This is a genomic window from Sphingopyxis sp. 550A, assembly GCF_053569535.1.
On the sequence record NZ_CM131615.1, the window covers coordinates 4214309 to 4227461 of the forward strand.

At 61.9% G+C, this 13153-nt stretch carries 14 protein-coding genes and 3 pseudogenes; 3 read left to right on the top strand and 14 right to left on the bottom strand.

Annotated elements, in window-relative coordinates; genetic code table 11:
• Positions 1 to 4: 4 nt before the first annotated feature.
• Genes ACVENA_RS20485 through ACVENA_RS20510 form a run of 6 tightly spaced genes read right to left on the bottom strand, consistent with a single transcriptional unit; the run spans position 5 to position 4320 of the window.
• Positions 5 to 790, bottom strand: coding sequence for a 2-keto-4-pentenoate hydratase (locus ACVENA_RS20485; RefSeq protein ID WP_449326833.1), 786 nt, complete (start codon positions 788 to 790; stop codon positions 5 to 7).
• Entirely contained in the window at positions 787 to 1731 is a 945-nt protein-coding gene (locus ACVENA_RS20490; protein ID WP_449326834.1) for a catechol 2,3-dioxygenase, read from the bottom strand. The genes ACVENA_RS20485 and ACVENA_RS20490 overlap by 4 nt, the downstream gene beginning before the upstream one ends.
• Before the next feature lie 35 nt (positions 1732 to 1766).
• A complete protein-coding gene (locus ACVENA_RS20495) occupies positions 1767 to 2105 on the bottom strand; it encodes a 2Fe-2S iron-sulfur cluster-binding protein (RefSeq protein WP_449326835.1) in 339 nt (112 codons plus the stop codon).
• On the bottom strand, positions 2080 to 2394 hold the full coding sequence (locus ACVENA_RS20500; RefSeq protein WP_449326836.1) for a hypothetical protein: 315 nt from the start codon (positions 2392 to 2394) through the stop codon (positions 2080 to 2082). The genes ACVENA_RS20495 and ACVENA_RS20500 overlap by 26 nt, the downstream gene beginning before the upstream one ends.
• The gene (locus tag ACVENA_RS20505) at positions 2391 to 3257 is read right to left on the bottom strand and encodes an alpha/beta fold hydrolase (protein ID WP_449326837.1); all 867 of its coding nucleotides are present in this window, start codon (positions 3255 to 3257) and stop codon (positions 2391 to 2393) included. The genes ACVENA_RS20500 and ACVENA_RS20505 overlap by 4 nt, the downstream gene beginning before the upstream one ends.
• A gap of 4 nt (positions 3258 to 3261) precedes the next feature.
• Positions 3262 to 4320: an LLM class flavin-dependent oxidoreductase gene (locus tag ACVENA_RS20510; RefSeq protein ID WP_449326838.1), complete on the bottom strand. Its 1059-nt coding sequence runs from the start codon at positions 4318 to 4320 to the stop codon at positions 3262 to 3264.
• A 198-nt stretch (positions 4321 to 4518) separates the two neighbouring features.
• Here ACVENA_RS20510 and ACVENA_RS20515 point away from each other — a divergent pair, with 198 nt between their 5' ends.
• Complete coding sequence (locus ACVENA_RS20515) at positions 4519 to 4962, top strand: flavin reductase (RefSeq protein ID WP_449326839.1); 444 nt, start codon at positions 4519 to 4521, stop codon at positions 4960 to 4962.
• Here ACVENA_RS20515 and ACVENA_RS20520 read toward each other — a convergent pair.
• Positions 4938 to 5708 (bottom strand): TetR/AcrR family transcriptional regulator, encoded by a 771-nt coding sequence (locus ACVENA_RS20520; RefSeq protein ID WP_449326840.1) that lies wholly within the window; start codon positions 5706 to 5708, stop codon positions 4938 to 4940. The two genes, ACVENA_RS20515 and ACVENA_RS20520, sit on opposite strands and share 25 nt — an antisense overlap.
• A 345-nt stretch (positions 5709 to 6053) precedes the next feature.
• Between ACVENA_RS20520 and ACVENA_RS20525 the strand changes: the two genes are divergently transcribed.
• Both ACVENA_RS20525 and ACVENA_RS20530 read left to right on the top strand, forming a co-directional pair.
• Positions 6054 to 8192 (top strand): TonB-dependent receptor, encoded by a 2139-nt coding sequence (locus ACVENA_RS20525; protein WP_449326841.1) that lies wholly within the window; start codon positions 6054 to 6056, stop codon positions 8190 to 8192.
• Positions 8193 to 8205: 13 nt separating this feature from the next.
• On the top strand, positions 8206 to 9399 hold the full coding sequence (locus ACVENA_RS20530) for a cytochrome P450 (RefSeq protein WP_449326842.1): 1194 nt from the start codon (positions 8206 to 8208) through the stop codon (positions 9397 to 9399).
• A 112-nt stretch (positions 9400 to 9511) separates the two neighbouring features.
• Here ACVENA_RS20530 and ACVENA_RS20535 read toward each other — a convergent pair whose 3' ends face one another.
• The 7 genes and pseudogenes from ACVENA_RS20535 to ACVENA_RS20565 form a co-directional block, all read right to left on the bottom strand.
• The gene (locus tag ACVENA_RS20535) at positions 9512 to 9640 is read right to left on the bottom strand and encodes a sigma factor-like helix-turn-helix DNA-binding protein (protein ID WP_449326843.1); all 129 of its coding nucleotides are present in this window, start codon (positions 9638 to 9640) and stop codon (positions 9512 to 9514) included.
• 81 nt (positions 9641 to 9721) lie between these two features.
• A complete protein-coding gene (locus ACVENA_RS20540; protein ID WP_449326844.1) occupies positions 9722 to 10021 on the bottom strand; it encodes an RNA polymerase sigma factor in 300 nt (99 codons plus the stop codon).
• Positions 10018 to 10512: a hypothetical protein gene (locus ACVENA_RS20545; protein WP_449326845.1), complete on the bottom strand. Its 495-nt coding sequence runs from the start codon at positions 10510 to 10512 to the stop codon at positions 10018 to 10020. The genes ACVENA_RS20540 and ACVENA_RS20545 overlap by 4 nt, the downstream gene beginning before the upstream one ends.
• A gap of 219 nt (positions 10513 to 10731) precedes the next feature.
• Positions 10732 to 10965: pseudogene (locus ACVENA_RS20550) on the bottom strand (nucleotidyltransferase); the annotation flags it as partial.
• Positions 10966 to 11202: 237 nt separating this feature from the next.
• On the bottom strand, positions 11203 to 12228 hold the full coding sequence (locus ACVENA_RS20555) for an IS110 family transposase (protein WP_449325887.1): 1026 nt from the start codon (positions 12226 to 12228) through the stop codon (positions 11203 to 11205).
• A gap of 228 nt (positions 12229 to 12456) precedes the next feature.
• A pseudogene (locus ACVENA_RS20560) lies at positions 12457 to 12780 on the bottom strand (ATP-binding protein); the annotation flags it as partial.
• Positions 12777 to 13049 (bottom strand): annotated as a pseudogene (locus ACVENA_RS20565) (transketolase); the annotation flags it as partial. The pseudogenes ACVENA_RS20560 and ACVENA_RS20565, both read right to left, overlap by 4 nt.
• Positions 13050 to 13153: the final 104 nt, after the last annotated feature.

A 13153-nucleotide genomic window follows, 5' to 3' on the forward strand; every position in this document is an offset into this window, starting at 1 on the left:
CGTCTCAATCCCTATAGGTAAAGCTGCAAGCGCCGATTCCAGCGACTTTCGCGTGGACATAATCGCCCGGAGTTAGCGCAGCCATCGGACCCAACGCCCCAGCCAGCAGGATGTCGCCCGCCCGAAGCGGTTCGCCGCGAGCAGCGAGCGTTCGCGCCAGCCATGCCGCGGCGTTGAGCGGGTTACCGAGCGCCGCGGCGCCGACGCCCGTTGAAACCGTCTCGCCGTTAAACCGCATTTCCATCGCCGCGCCTTCGAGGTCGAGCCCGGCGAGAGGCTTTCCCTCGCGCGCCAGCACGAAGAAGGCCGACGAGCCATTGTCGGCTACCGTATCGGCGAAGCTGATCTTCCAGTCGGCGATGCGGCTGTCGACGATCTCGATCGCGGCGTGGACCGACGCCACCGCCGCCGCGACCTGTTCGACGCTGGTGTCGGCATCGGGCAGGTCGGCGGCAAGAATGAAGGCAATCTCGGCTTCTGCCTTGGGCTGAATTGCCCGCGTTGAGTCGAGACGGCCGCCGTCAGCAACCTGCATGTCGTCGAAGAGCACGCCGAAATCGGGCTGGTCGACGCCGAGCTGCTGCTGTACCGCCTTCGCGGTCAGTCCCGCCTTGCGCCCGACGATCCGGCGGCCCTGCGCCTCCCAGAAGCGCGTGTTGATCGTCTGCACCGCATAGGCGCCTTCGGCATCGGTCGGCTCCAGCGCATCGCGCAGCGGCTGGACGGCCCCTTCCGCATAGGCGTCGCGCAGGCGGCGAGCTACGCTTTCATGCAAACGCTCCCGGCTCATGTATAGACTCCCAGAAAATCGCCGATCTCAGCGCCGGTATGATAGAAAATGCCGCGCCACAGCTCTTCCTCGGTCCAGGTGATGACCGGCATGTCGGGCTGGGTGAGGTAGCCGAGCCCCGCGAACATCTCGTTGCGGTTGCCCGAGGGGTCGAAGAAATAGGTCGTCGATCCGCGAGTGATGCCGTGACGCTGCGGCGTGACATCGACCCTTACCCGCCGCTTCGCGAGGATATCGGCCGCCTTGAGGACGTCGTTCCATTCGTCGAGGAAGAAGGAAATATGGTGAAGGCCGGGCCGTGATCCCGCGCCGAAGGCGATGTCATGCGGGGTCGAAGTCCGGAACATCCAGGCAGCAACCTGCACGTCGCCATCGGGCCCTGCCATCACCTGCTCACCCAAACCGAAATCGAGCGCGATCTTCAGGAAATCGACGCTGTCCGCGACCTTGTTGACTCCGGCGGCCGGGTCGACCTCAGCGATGAGCATGACATGATCGAGCCAGTGCACCCCGGCGCCGATGAGGCCGTCAGGCCACGGGTCGGGGTTGCGGTCGCCGACGGCTTTGCCGACGAATTGCTTCTCGGCATAAAGATAAGTTCGGTGACCACTCGGCAGGTTGAAACTCAGCGCCCGGCCGCAAAAAGGCAACCCTCCAGCCGCGACCTCCTGGATGGAAATGCCATAATCGACGATGCGGCCCCCGAGGCTGTCGAGATCGGAGTCGGCGGCAACCTTGAAGGCGATATGCTCCACCCCGGCTTCGTCCGAAGGCTTCAGCAGCAGCGAATATTTGTCCCATTCATCCCAGCCCTTGAGGAAGACCGAGCCATCCTCGCCGCGATCGGTGACGATCATTCCCAGGACATTGGTGTAGTGATCGATCGCCGCCTCGACCGACATCACCTTCAGGGCCACATGGCCTAGCCGCATCACGCCCATAGTTCCTCTCCTTCGGCGAGCCGCACGCCCGCTCCTCAGTTCAGCAGAAAGCCATATTTTCGCACGAGACGGCGCGGCACCTTGCCGACGACCTCGATCGCGCAGTCCCCAACGGGATAGGCGCGGCACGCGAGCACCAGCCCGGTGTCACGCTCCTCGCGCGTCACATGCGCGGCGCTCATCGGCCCGCTTTCGACGGCGCCCGCGACGATGCGTATTTTGCACACACCGCAGCCGCCATTGTGGCAACCGGCGCCGATCGCGACATGATGGACACTCCGTAGCGCCTCAAGGATGCTCTGCCCCGGACGGCAGCCGAAGCGGAGACCCGCATCGGGCAGCACCAATTCAAACATCGTCCGGCCACTCGACATGGGCGCGCACCGCACCCCGGTCGTCATCGACCCAGCCCATCTTGCGGGCATAGGCGATCATGCCGTCAAAATCGGCGCGCCACGGCTCGCCGAACGGCGCGCCCTGCGCTTCGAGCCAGGCAAGCGGCACCCATACTTGATCGCCATCGAGCACCATCTTCATCGCCGACAATGCGCCGGCGGCGTCGGCATGCCGCACGCGGTCGATCGCCGACGCGACATGGAAGCCGCGAAAATTCTCCGGGCTTTCGAGCGTGACGGTCCCGTCCTTTGCTAGGCTGACGATCATGACTGCCTCCTCTGTGCCGTTTCGAAATGCGCCTCGATCAACGAAGCCACCCGCTCGGGGGCCTCGATCTTCAGAAGATGGCCGCAGTCAGGCAGCATTTCGAAGCGGCTTCCCGGGATCGCCTGCGAAACGGGGATGCTGTGCTGCTCGGGCGGCGCAAGCCGGTCCTCGCGTCCCGCGAGAACCAGCGTCGGCGCCGATATTCTCCGCGCGACCGCAATCGTATCGGTCGCGCCGAGCATCGCGACCGCCTGGGCGTACCCCTCGCGCGTCGCATGATCCTTGATGGTCCCGGCAAGCATCGTAACCAGCGGGTCGGACCCCGGCGCCGTCAGCATCGCGGCAACCGCCGCGGGCGCCGCCTCCAGCACCAGCTCCGGCCCGGCAAGGACGGCCAGCGCTTCACTGCGGGCAGGCTCGGGGACGGCGCCGAGGCCCGCATTCGGCACGAGCAGCACAAGCGAACCGACCCTTGCCGGTGCCTCGGCCGCGACGGCCGCCGCGATCATCGCACCCCACGAACTTCCGACGAGGTGGAAATGGTCGATGCCAAGCCGGTCGGCAAATGCGAGCAGATGGCGAGCATAGCCGGCCGCCAATGGCGACGCGCCTGCGAGCGGCGCGCTGCCCCCGAACCCCGGGGCATCCCATGCGATTGCACGAAGATGCCCCGGCAGCGCGGCGATCACGCCGCGCCACGCGGCCGAATGCGACCCGAGTCCGTGGAGGAAGAAGACCGGATCGCCATGCGCCGGCCCCTTCTCGCGGAAGAAGATCCGGGCGCCGCCGGGGAGGTCAACCGAAGCCAGAACCGGAACGGGTGCAGCGAGCAGGTCCCGATCGCGTGAACCGAGCGAGGACATGGGCTCAGCCGACCGCGAGCTTCCGGGCGTCCGGCGCCCGGTCGAAAGCGGGCATGACCTCGCTTGAGAAGAGTTCCACCGAATTGGTGACTTCGGCGACACTCATGTCGCCGAATGCGAACCAGGAGACGAGATAGTTGATCCCCGTCCGCTCGGCTTCCTCGAGGACGAATTTGCGAACCGTCTCGGGCGACCCCGCGATGCCGTTGCCGACCGCTTCCAGCCCGTCCCAGGTTTCGGGGTAAAGCGCGGCGACCGGCGGCACCGCCTTGCGAACGGTGGTACCATTCTCCACCCAGAGCCGATCGAAGCTGTCAATCCAGTGCAGATAGGCGCGGCGGGCGATCGCCTTGGCCTCTTCGTCGGTGTCGGCGACGACGACGTGCCGGCTGACGCCCATGAGCGGGATCGAGTCGGCCGATTTTCCAAGCTTCGCCCATTCGGCACGATAGCGGTCGGTGATCCGGCGGGCGTCGGCGTCCAGCGCCAGGGTGACGATGTTGACATTATTGTCGGCAGCCCATTCAGCGCTGTCGGGGCTGAGGACGCCGTACCAGAGTTCGGGGTGCGGCTTCTGCACGGGCTTAACCCGCATCGGCACGTCCTTATAGCTGTAGTATTCGCCCTCGAAATTGAGGGTGTCGTCGCGAAAGCCGCGCATCATGCATTCGAGCGCTTCGATATACATTGCTTGCGACTTGGCGGCATCGACGTTGAAGAATTTGAGTTCGAGCGGCGACACGCCGCGACCGACGCCGAGCATGAAACGCCCGCTCGACATCGAATCGAGCATCGCAACTTCCTCGATCAGACGAAGCGGCTCGTAGAGCGGCAGCAGATAGACGAGCGGCCCAAGTTTCAGGCGGCTGGTGCGCTGCGCCACGGCCGAAAGGAGGATTCCCGGCGAAGGAGCAAATCCAAGCGGCGTCGAGTGATGCTCCGCCACATGATAGCCGTGAATGCCGCAGCGGTCATAGACCTCGGCGATCTTGAGGCGATTCTCGAGATGCTCGGCAAGCGAGACATTGCTGCAGTCGACATGGTCGAAGACGCCGAATTTCATAGCATTTCCTCTCTCGTAAATCCGCCGGTGAGCGGCTTCAGTGCATTTTCTGACTTGTCTATCGAAACTGATAGTATCATCATATATGGGTTGTCAACGGGGTTTGAACCGATCCCCGCCAACGACTGAGAGGAGGCTATGATGTGCGATTCCCAGATGTTCCGTAATGCGATGGCGCGGCTTGCAAGCAGCGTTTGCGTGATCACGACCGATGGCCCGGCTGGACGCGGCGGCTTTACCGCCTCAGCGGTGTGCAGCGTCACCGACTCGCCGCCGACCTTGCTCATCTGCATGAATCGAACGAGTCGACAGGCGCCGACGTTCACGGCGAACGGCCGCCTTTGCGTAAATGTGCTCGCGGGCGATCAGCAGCTCGTGTCGGCATCTTTTGCAGGCGGCAAGGAGCACGACGAGCGCTTCGAGTCGGGCCGCTGGGCGGCGAGCGAATGCGGGCTGCCGATGCTGGAGGGCGCTATTGCTAGCCTCGCGACGCGTATCGCGCGCACTATCGACGTCGGCTCGCATCACGTGATGTTTTGCGAGGTCGACGAAGTCAGCCTGTCGGCTGCGCCGGATAGTCTCATCTATTTCGACCGGGCCTACTGTCGGCCGGCACCCTATGCGTCGGAAGCGGCCGCCTGATCGTCAGACTGAAAGAGGTCCGATACATAGGCCGGGAGTTTTCGGCGCGACAATTTGCGCGCTTCCTCGCCGGGCACACCCAGCATCCGTAGAAGGCATTCGATCGTCTCTCCGGTGGCGCCGGCCTTTGCCGTCCCCTCCAGAAGCTCACGCATTGTCGCCATCAGCGCGGCGAGAATGATACGCATCGCGGTCTGATCGCACCCGATAGTGAAGCGTCCCGAGGTCGTCCCCTCGCGGATATGGCCGGTCCCCTGCTCAGCGAATACTCGCCAGAGCTCAGGAAGGCCGACCGCCGCGTGGACAATGAACCAGCCCCAAACCGGATCGGCGACGGCCTTGGTCAGGAAGGTCTTCTGGATATAGGCAACAGCGACAGCACGATCCTCTTCGCGCTGTCCGATGAACTTGGTGATCTCACCGAGTTCATCGGCATGAATGTCGAAGACCGCCTGAGCGATTTCAGCCTTCGAGCCAAAATGATTGTAGAAGGAGCCAAAGCCGACGTCGGCGGCTTCAGTGATGTCGTTGATCGCGGTTCCATCGACACCCTTTTCGGCCATGACGCGCAACGCCGCGTCGATGAGCTTCTGCCGCGTCGCTTCGCGTGATCGACGTCCCCGCGTCGGCTTCGCTGCCGAATCGCTTACCTTCGCTTTTGCGGCCCCTTTGATCGACGTCAAATTCGAAACTCCCATTCTCGGCACTTCAAAACCCAACATAGGGCGACGCGGCCCGCTTGCCAAATGGTCATCAATTCTGGGGGTTTCATCAGAAAAGGGGGCCGCCAAACCTGAATCACATTGACAACTGATAGTGAAAGCGTATCTGATATCTCTATCAGTTAAAGATCGGCTCGCGACCCATGACGGGCGTGGCGTCCGGCACATTGGAAGAGGAGGGCAAACGCCATGCGGCGATTCACATACCGAACGACTTCAATTCTGCTTGCGACGTCCGCGATCGCCGTGATTGCAAGTCCGGCATTCGCTCAGGATGGGCCACCGCCGGAGCCCGTAGCGGCCCAGGAGCCTTCTGATTCGGACGATATCGTTGTCACCGCCCAGAAGCGGTCGGAGAATCTGCGCGACGTGCCGATCAACATCACCGCATTCGGCGGCGACCGTCTCGAAACCATGGCGGCGCGCGACGTTCAGGACCTGACCGCCTATGTACCGAGCTTCCGCGTCACGCAGCCGGGCAACGCCGCAGTCTCGGCGCTGAGCCTACGCGGCGTCGGACAGCGCGACATCAACGTCCACAATGAGGGGGCAGTCGCGCTGTTCCTCGATGGCGCATACGTCAGTTTCATTCCCGCAATCGCCCAGCCGATCTTCGATGTCGAACGCATCGAGGTTCTGAAAGGCCCGCAAGGAACCCTCTTCGGCCGCAACGCGACCGGTGGCCTCATCAATATGGTGACGCGCCGCCCCACCGACAGCTTCGATGCCTATGCGACCGCGCAATATGGCAGCTACAATGAACTGAAGCTGGAGGGCGCCGTCGGCGGCCCGCTCGGCGAAGGCGTCTCGGCCCGCGCCTCGGTCAACTACACGCGGTCCGACGGCTATATCAAGAACAACACCGGCCCGGCGCTCAATGCCAACGACAGCCTCGCCGGCCGCCTCCAGATCCTGTTCAAACCCTCGGACAATTTCTCCTATCTCGTGTCGGCGCGGGGCTGGCGCTTCTTCGACAGTCCTGGTGCGGGCATTGCGCCGACGCCGTTCATCCAAGATTCGACCGGCGTCATCCGAAGCCCGGCGAACTATGCTGAATATTCGGCCTTCTGTGCGCCGCTGACCGGCGGCGTCGCGCCGCCGCCCGGCTCGGAGCTTAACGGGAGTTGCTTTACAAGTCAGCCCAACCGCTTTCGTGGTTCCTACAGCCCGGAAGTTCGCTTCAATCAGAGCTATTACGGCTTCACGGGCACCGGCGAATGGGCGCTGTCGGACAATATGACGTTGACCTCGATCACCGACTACCAGCATCTGTCCAACGATTATGTCAGCGACATCGACGCAACCCCCGCTCCGATCTTCAACTATGAAATTCATGTCAAATCGTCTCAGCAATTCTCGCAAGAACTGCGCCTTAACGGCGACACGGGAGGGGTGCGCTGGGTCGCGGGTCTTTATTACCTCGACATCGATCACGACATAACCAACGTCACCGACCTCTACAATCACCCCGCTTTCGGTATCCGCCTTCCCGCCGCCTATCAGCAAAACACCAAATCCTATGCGCTGTTCGGGCAGGTCGACTGGGAGATCACGCCCAAGCTTTCACTGAGCCTCGGTGCGCGCGGCATTCACGACAAGAAGCGGATGCACAATGACTCGACCTGCATTTCAAATCCGCTCGCGCCGCCGGGACTGTGCGACATTCTAGGTTCGGTGGTCTTTCCCGGCGCGCTGGCGTTCAACCGCACCTTCGACGGCAAGCTCAGCAAGGACAGTTGGTCGGGCCGTGCGGTGCTCCAATACAAGCCGAACAGCGACGTCATGCTCTACGCCGGCGTCACGCGCGGCACCAAGGGCGGCGGCTTCAATTCGGGCGCGGCAGAATTCTACCCGCTCTCCGCGGTCGAGTTCAAGGCCGAGACGCTGGTCAACTATGAAGCGGGAATCAAGGCGGTCACCGCCGACCGCGTCTTCAGCTTCGACGGATCGGTCTTCTATTATGACTACAACGACTATCAGTCCTATTCTGTCAGCACCGACGGCGGACTGCGCGTCCTGAACGTCGATGCGACAATCAAGGGCGCGGAGCTTTCGGTCGGCGTTCGCCCCGCGGAAGGGCTTTCGTTCAACCTCGCGGGCACCTATCTCGACACCAAGCAGAAGAATGTGCCGCTTCCGAGCGGAACCTTTGCCGATTTCCAGGTTCCCGACGCCCCGAAATGGTCACTGAATGGCGAAATGCGATACGCATTTCCCATTTCGGGCGATGACGAACTGGCCCTTCAGTTGAACGGCGTCTATGTCGGCAAGCGCTCGATCAGCGCGATCGACTTCCCCGATCAACGCATCGGCGCCTACCACCGGTTCGATGCGCGGATCAGCTATGAGTTGCCTGGCCGGCATTGGACGATCGCGGCATTCGCGAATAATTTCACGGACGAAACGATTGTTTCGACCCGGGTCGATTTCACGACCGTGACCGGCAACACCGTCGACACGATCGACCGGCCGCGCTGGTTCGGTGCCTCGGTCACCTATCGCTATTGAAAGGAAACGTGACGTGTGCGCCGCGGCGGCGGGATCAGCCCCCTCCTATACGGAGGATATTTTCTCCCTCGATGGAATTCGTCACCCCTATCCACATTACCGAGCGATAAGAGATATCGGGGGAGCCGTATGGCTCCCCCAGCATAACCTTTTCGCCATCGGCCGCTTCGATGGTGTCAAGAGCGCACTCTCGGACGCGACGACCTTCATCTCGGGGCGCGGTATCGCGGTGAGCGATGAAATGAACGCAATGCTGACCGACTCAATCATTACATCGGACGGCCCAGCGCACATGGCGATCCGCGAGCGTGAGGCCGCGCCGCTACTCCCCAAATCGCTCGACCCTCTGCGTGCCTTCGTGCGGAGGGAGGCTGATGAACTCGTCCGCCGCCTTTCCGGCCAAGAAGAATTCGAAGCCATGGCCGACCTCGCCGCCTATCTGCCGCTGACGATCGTCGCGGAGCTTGTCGGCCTGCCGCCCGAGGGCCGTGAGAATATGATGGCGTGGTCCGCCGCCATCTTCCAACTCGTCGGACCTCTCAACGAATTTTCACGAAGCGCGCTGGCCGACTGTCAGGCGATGTTTGAATATGTTCAGTCGGTCGATCCAGCGAGAGTCAAGCTGGGAAGCTGGGCCGACCGGATCTTCTCAATGGTTCGCGAAGGCGAAATCGACCGCGAACAGGCAGGCAAGATGCTGGTGGATCTCATCGGGCCGGCGCTCGATTCTACCTACTTCGGTATTGGCAGCATGATCCGCCTGCTCGGCGCAAATCCCACGCAATGGCGCACACTGAAGCAAAACCCCGAACTGGTATCGGCTGCTGTGAACGAAACCCTTCGTCTCGAATCTCCGATTAGGGGTTTCACCCGCTTTTCGACACAAGACGTCCAGTTCGACGACACCACCGTTCCGGCGAACTCGCGCGTCCTGCTCCTCTACGCCTCCGCCAATCGTGACGAGCGCTATTGGGGCAACGACGCCGAAACGATGAACATCCATCGACCGAGTGTCGGGCGACAACTCGCCTTCGGCTTCGGGCGACATAGCTGCCTTGGCATGCACCTCGCGCGATTGGAAATGAGCGCCATCCTCGAGGCGATGCTCCGCCATGTTTCGGACATCCAGATCGAAAATCCCGAGTTCGCAACGATCACCAGCCTGCGCGGTTTGGAGCGAATGACAGCTCGCTTCCGCGCCCATTAGTCGTAAATAGAGGCCGCAAATGGCCGACTGGAGCGGCCGCCTTCGGACATCGTGCCGTCGCGGTCCGATCGGCCGACATCAGGCGCAGAGCCGACAATCGCATGGAGCTCAGTTACTGAAGTCGCGCTCCAGCTCTCCGGCACCGAGCTAGCGCGCGCATCATATGATATTCCACACCTTTGCCTCCGATGGCGAGCTGCTCTCCGATTTGGCGATACGACATGCCCTTCAATCGGTGCATTAGAAATATCCGCCGTGTCCGCCGCGGCAGGGCAAGTAGTGCGCGCCGATATGCCGCACGCAGCTCCCGGCCTTCGATCTTTCATTCCTGTTCTGGAGGGAGGGGGGCATCGCGCGCTTCATCGAGAGGGTAAAGCATGCATCCCTTCCGGTGCCATGTCCGCGCCCGGTTGATCACCAGATTGCGAGCCGTCCGCGTCAAATAGCCGTTGGGATTTTCGAGCCTATCGAAAGCCCCGCTTCGCAGGACACAGGTAAATGCCTCCTGCACGAGGTCCGGAGCTTCCTCTCGCCCGACCTTACGCCGGAAGAAGTGGAACAAGCGATCGTGCTGCGCCCGGTAGAAGGCGTCGAACGTGGGGTAGGGTCCTGCGGCGGTCATGGCCGGTCTCCCCGGCGCTCACCGATAGGCAGCGGCGCATCGCGCGACGCTCGATAGAGGGTGATCCCGCCCTCGATCCGATCGAGAATGAAAGTGTCGCGCTCGGCCTTTGCGGTGCGGATGTTGGACTTCGAGTAAATCCCGACATCAACGGCACAGCGATTGCCAAGCTCGCGGTCGATCCTCGCCCGAGCCCGCTGCCAGCAGCGTTCTTCGGTGAAGAGCGGATGATTGACGACGACCCAGAATTCATAATCGGAAAATTCGATCGTCCGGCTGTCTTCGGACCAGGATCGCCGTGCATAGGGTCCGATGAGGATGATGCGCTTGATGCGTCCGGGCTCGGTCGCCTGAACCTGCGAGGGGTCGAACAGGCCGCGCAGGACGCGAGTAATGCGCTCGATTTCGTGCTGCTTGCGCCGGATAAGATGGCCGACGCGCGCCATTACGACATCGCGCGCGTATACGTCGTTGGATTGTGGGATAGACATTTGCAGCTCGCACCACGGCGGTCCGCGCGATTTCACGCGGATGGGCAAGCGGTGTTCGCTGTGGTGCCGCCAGAGCGGCTATCAGCAACCGTCCGACACGCGGCCGGACCTACATGATGCCTGGCAGGATGATCCCCGGAATGGCCGCCAGTCGTTCCATTCCGTGCTGACGATTATGCCAGAATCCGGGAGTCCCGGCAAGCGGCACGGACCGAGCGCCTATCGGCGCGCCGCCGCCTCAAGCTCGGCAATCTTGTCCGAGCAAACCTGATGGACCACGCGGCCGAGTTCCTCGACCCGCTCACCGAGCCAAGTGAGTTCCTCTTCGCTGACCCGGTAATGTTTTGAATACCTTGCCTTCGTGTACGCCTCTTTCAACTTCTGGAACATGGCGCGTTCGCGATGCGTGGCTTCGGGCCATACTCCGTAGAGGCGGCGGTCGAGGCCTTCTGCAAGCTGTCAAACGGCCCTTTAATTGCGGGTATCTGTCAAGCCTGCATATTGATCCGAACCGGGGTCATGGTCCTTTTCGAGGTCATGCCTCATGATGATGTCCGGGTCGGATGCCTCAACGTGCGCAACGCGGTCCTGGAAGTCCGCAGCCGTTTGAACGAGGTCACCGCAACCACCGTCCCGGTGGATCATCACAGGTCTGGCGTCAGGCCTGCAATCTCAGGGTGGGTATGACGGTCAGGCAGGCTGCTTCCCCCACTCGAACTCGGTTCCATCCACCCAGATACAATGAAGGATGATGGCGAGCTTTCGGGCGACCGCGACCTGCGCCTTCTTCATGCCACTTCGCTTCGCAAGCCGCAGCCCCCACGCCTTGAGCGAGCACCACCGCTTGGTTCGATGGAGCAGCACGCTGGCCGCCTCGAACAGATAGGCGCGTAACAACCGGTCGCCCCAGCGCGAGATTTTTCCCGTGACGTCCATTTCACCCGATTGCTTTCGGCGGGGCGTAAGTCCGAGATAAGCGCCAACCTTTGCCGCATTCTGGAAACGGGTTGGATCGTCGATCGTGTGACGATATGTCAGGGCCGTGACGACGCCAATGCCCGGCACGGTCATGAGCCGCCGCGTCGTTTCATCCTCTCGCGCAAGGTCGCGGATTGTTCGGTCGATCTTTTCCAGTTCGCTACAAGTCTGTTGGTGCACGGATAGCAGCGGCCGAAGAATGGGGCCGAGAGCATGGCCATCGGCGATGAGGTCGTTGACCCGCCGTTGGAATTGCCCGCCGGCAGCGCGTGGAAAGAGCAGACCGCATTCCTTCAGCATAGACCGCATCTGGTTTTCGAGGTCGCGCCGGACCCGTACCAATCGGGATCGACACACGAGGATGGATCGCGCGGTCTGGCTTTCTTCACTCTTGACGGCAACCTCCCGATACCAGCCGACCCGGACGAGTTCCGCCAAACCGCGAGCATCATTCTCGTCGCTCTTGTTCATGCGAACGGACAGGGCCGCATGGGCGTGACGCGCATCGATGCAGACCACGGGCAAACCGGTGCGCTTGAGTTCATGCCAGAGCCAACTCGACATGGCGCCCGTCTCGAGGCCGACGCGTTCGGCATTGGGAGCTTTCTTGGCGATGACCGCCGCCAGCACGCCCGGATCGGATTTCACCCGGCCCTGGTGTATGGGCCGTCCTGCCTCATCGACGATGCAAATCGACGTTTCCTTTTGCGATACGTCCAGTCCGACATAGTGCTTCATGGCGATGCTCCTCCGTTACGATGATTTCTCGCATCCTGCAGCTGTCGCGCCCAAATGAGAACAACGGCAGCAATTACGTCATCGTGTTCAGAAGAGGGACCCCCTTTTTCGGATATGATGTTGGTTTGTTGAAGATGGCCTTGCGCTGCGTGCGGCGGAGGGCGGGCGTAGCCCGACCGGAGGCGCGCGCAGCGCAAGATAGATTTTTGAAGGCGCCGAAGGTAGCGGTCAGCTGCGGTTTTTGAAGCGCCAGCTGTCGTTGCCCGTCTCGATGATATCGCAGTGGTGGGTGACGCGGTCGAGCAGCGCCGTAGTCATCTTGGGATCCCCGAAGACGGTAGGCCACTCGCCGAAGGCAAGGTTGGTGGTGATGATGACGCTGGTGCGCTCATAAAGCTTGCTGATGAGGTGGAACAGCAACTGCCCTCCCGAGCGTGCGAACGGCAGATATCCAAGCTCGTCGAGCACGATCAGATCGAGCCGCGACAGCTGCGCCGCCAGGGTCCCGCCTTTGCCGATCCGGGTCTCCTCTTCGAGGCGTGTCACCAGATCAGATAGTGGATCGCGTGCAGCACGGGGCCTGCATGCGGCTTCACCGCCACCTTATCGTGCGGCCGCAGCGCGTGGAAATAGAGCGCCGCCATGATCGCGGTCATCGAAGCGCAGCTCGCTTGATGCCCGCCGACTTTGAGTCCGTCGCGCTTCGGCCGGATATTGTTCGCATTGTGGATCATCCACGACGACAGCCACAGGAGCCGCGTGTCGATCAGGTCGAGCGCGCCGATGAGATCGCGCCGCTCCGTGAGAGCCAATTCGGTCATTTCCGTCCCCAGATTGAAGGCACCTTCTTAGGCCGACAGACGGTAGCATGTCCTTGCGGATTAATGTTTATATAGGATGATTTTTGGCATAAGATGCACTGATA

Excerpts from the sequence above, each read along its gene's own strand:
- ACVENA_RS20510 (WP_449326838.1), bottom strand. The coding sequence starts at position 4,320 with ATGAAATTCGGCGTCTTCGACCATGTCGACTGCAGCAATGTCTCGCTT.
- ACVENA_RS20545 (WP_449326845.1), bottom strand. The coding sequence starts at position 10,512 with ATGTCTATCCCACAATCCAACGACGTATACGCGCGCGATGTCGTAATG.
- ACVENA_RS20555 (WP_449325887.1), bottom strand. The coding sequence starts at position 12,228 with ATGAAGCACTATGTCGGACTGGACGTATCGCAAAAGGAAACGTCGATT.
- ACVENA_RS20500 (WP_449326836.1), bottom strand. The coding sequence starts at position 2,394 with ATGATCGTCAGCCTAGCAAAGGACGGGACCGTCACGCTCGAAAGCCCG.
- ACVENA_RS20495 (WP_449326835.1), bottom strand. The coding sequence starts at position 2,105 with ATGTCGAGTGGCCGGACGATGTTTGAATTGGTGCTGCCCGATGCGGGT.
- ACVENA_RS20490 (WP_449326834.1), bottom strand. The coding sequence starts at position 1,731 with ATGGGCGTGATGCGGCTAGGCCATGTGGCCCTGAAGGTGATGTCGGTC.
- ACVENA_RS20535 (WP_449326843.1), bottom strand. The coding sequence starts at position 9,640 with ATGCACCGATTGAAGGGCATGTCGTATCGCCAAATCGGAGAGCAGCTC.
- ACVENA_RS20505 (WP_449326837.1), bottom strand. The coding sequence starts at position 3,257 with ATGTCCTCGCTCGGTTCACGCGATCGGGACCTGCTCGCTGCACCCGTT.
- ACVENA_RS20485 (WP_449326833.1), bottom strand. The coding sequence starts at position 790 with ATGAGCCGGGAGCGTTTGCATGAAAGCGTAGCTCGCCGCCTGCGCGAC.
- ACVENA_RS20540 (WP_449326844.1), bottom strand. The coding sequence starts at position 10,021 with ATGACCGCCGCAGGACCCTACCCCACGTTCGACGCCTTCTACCGGGCG.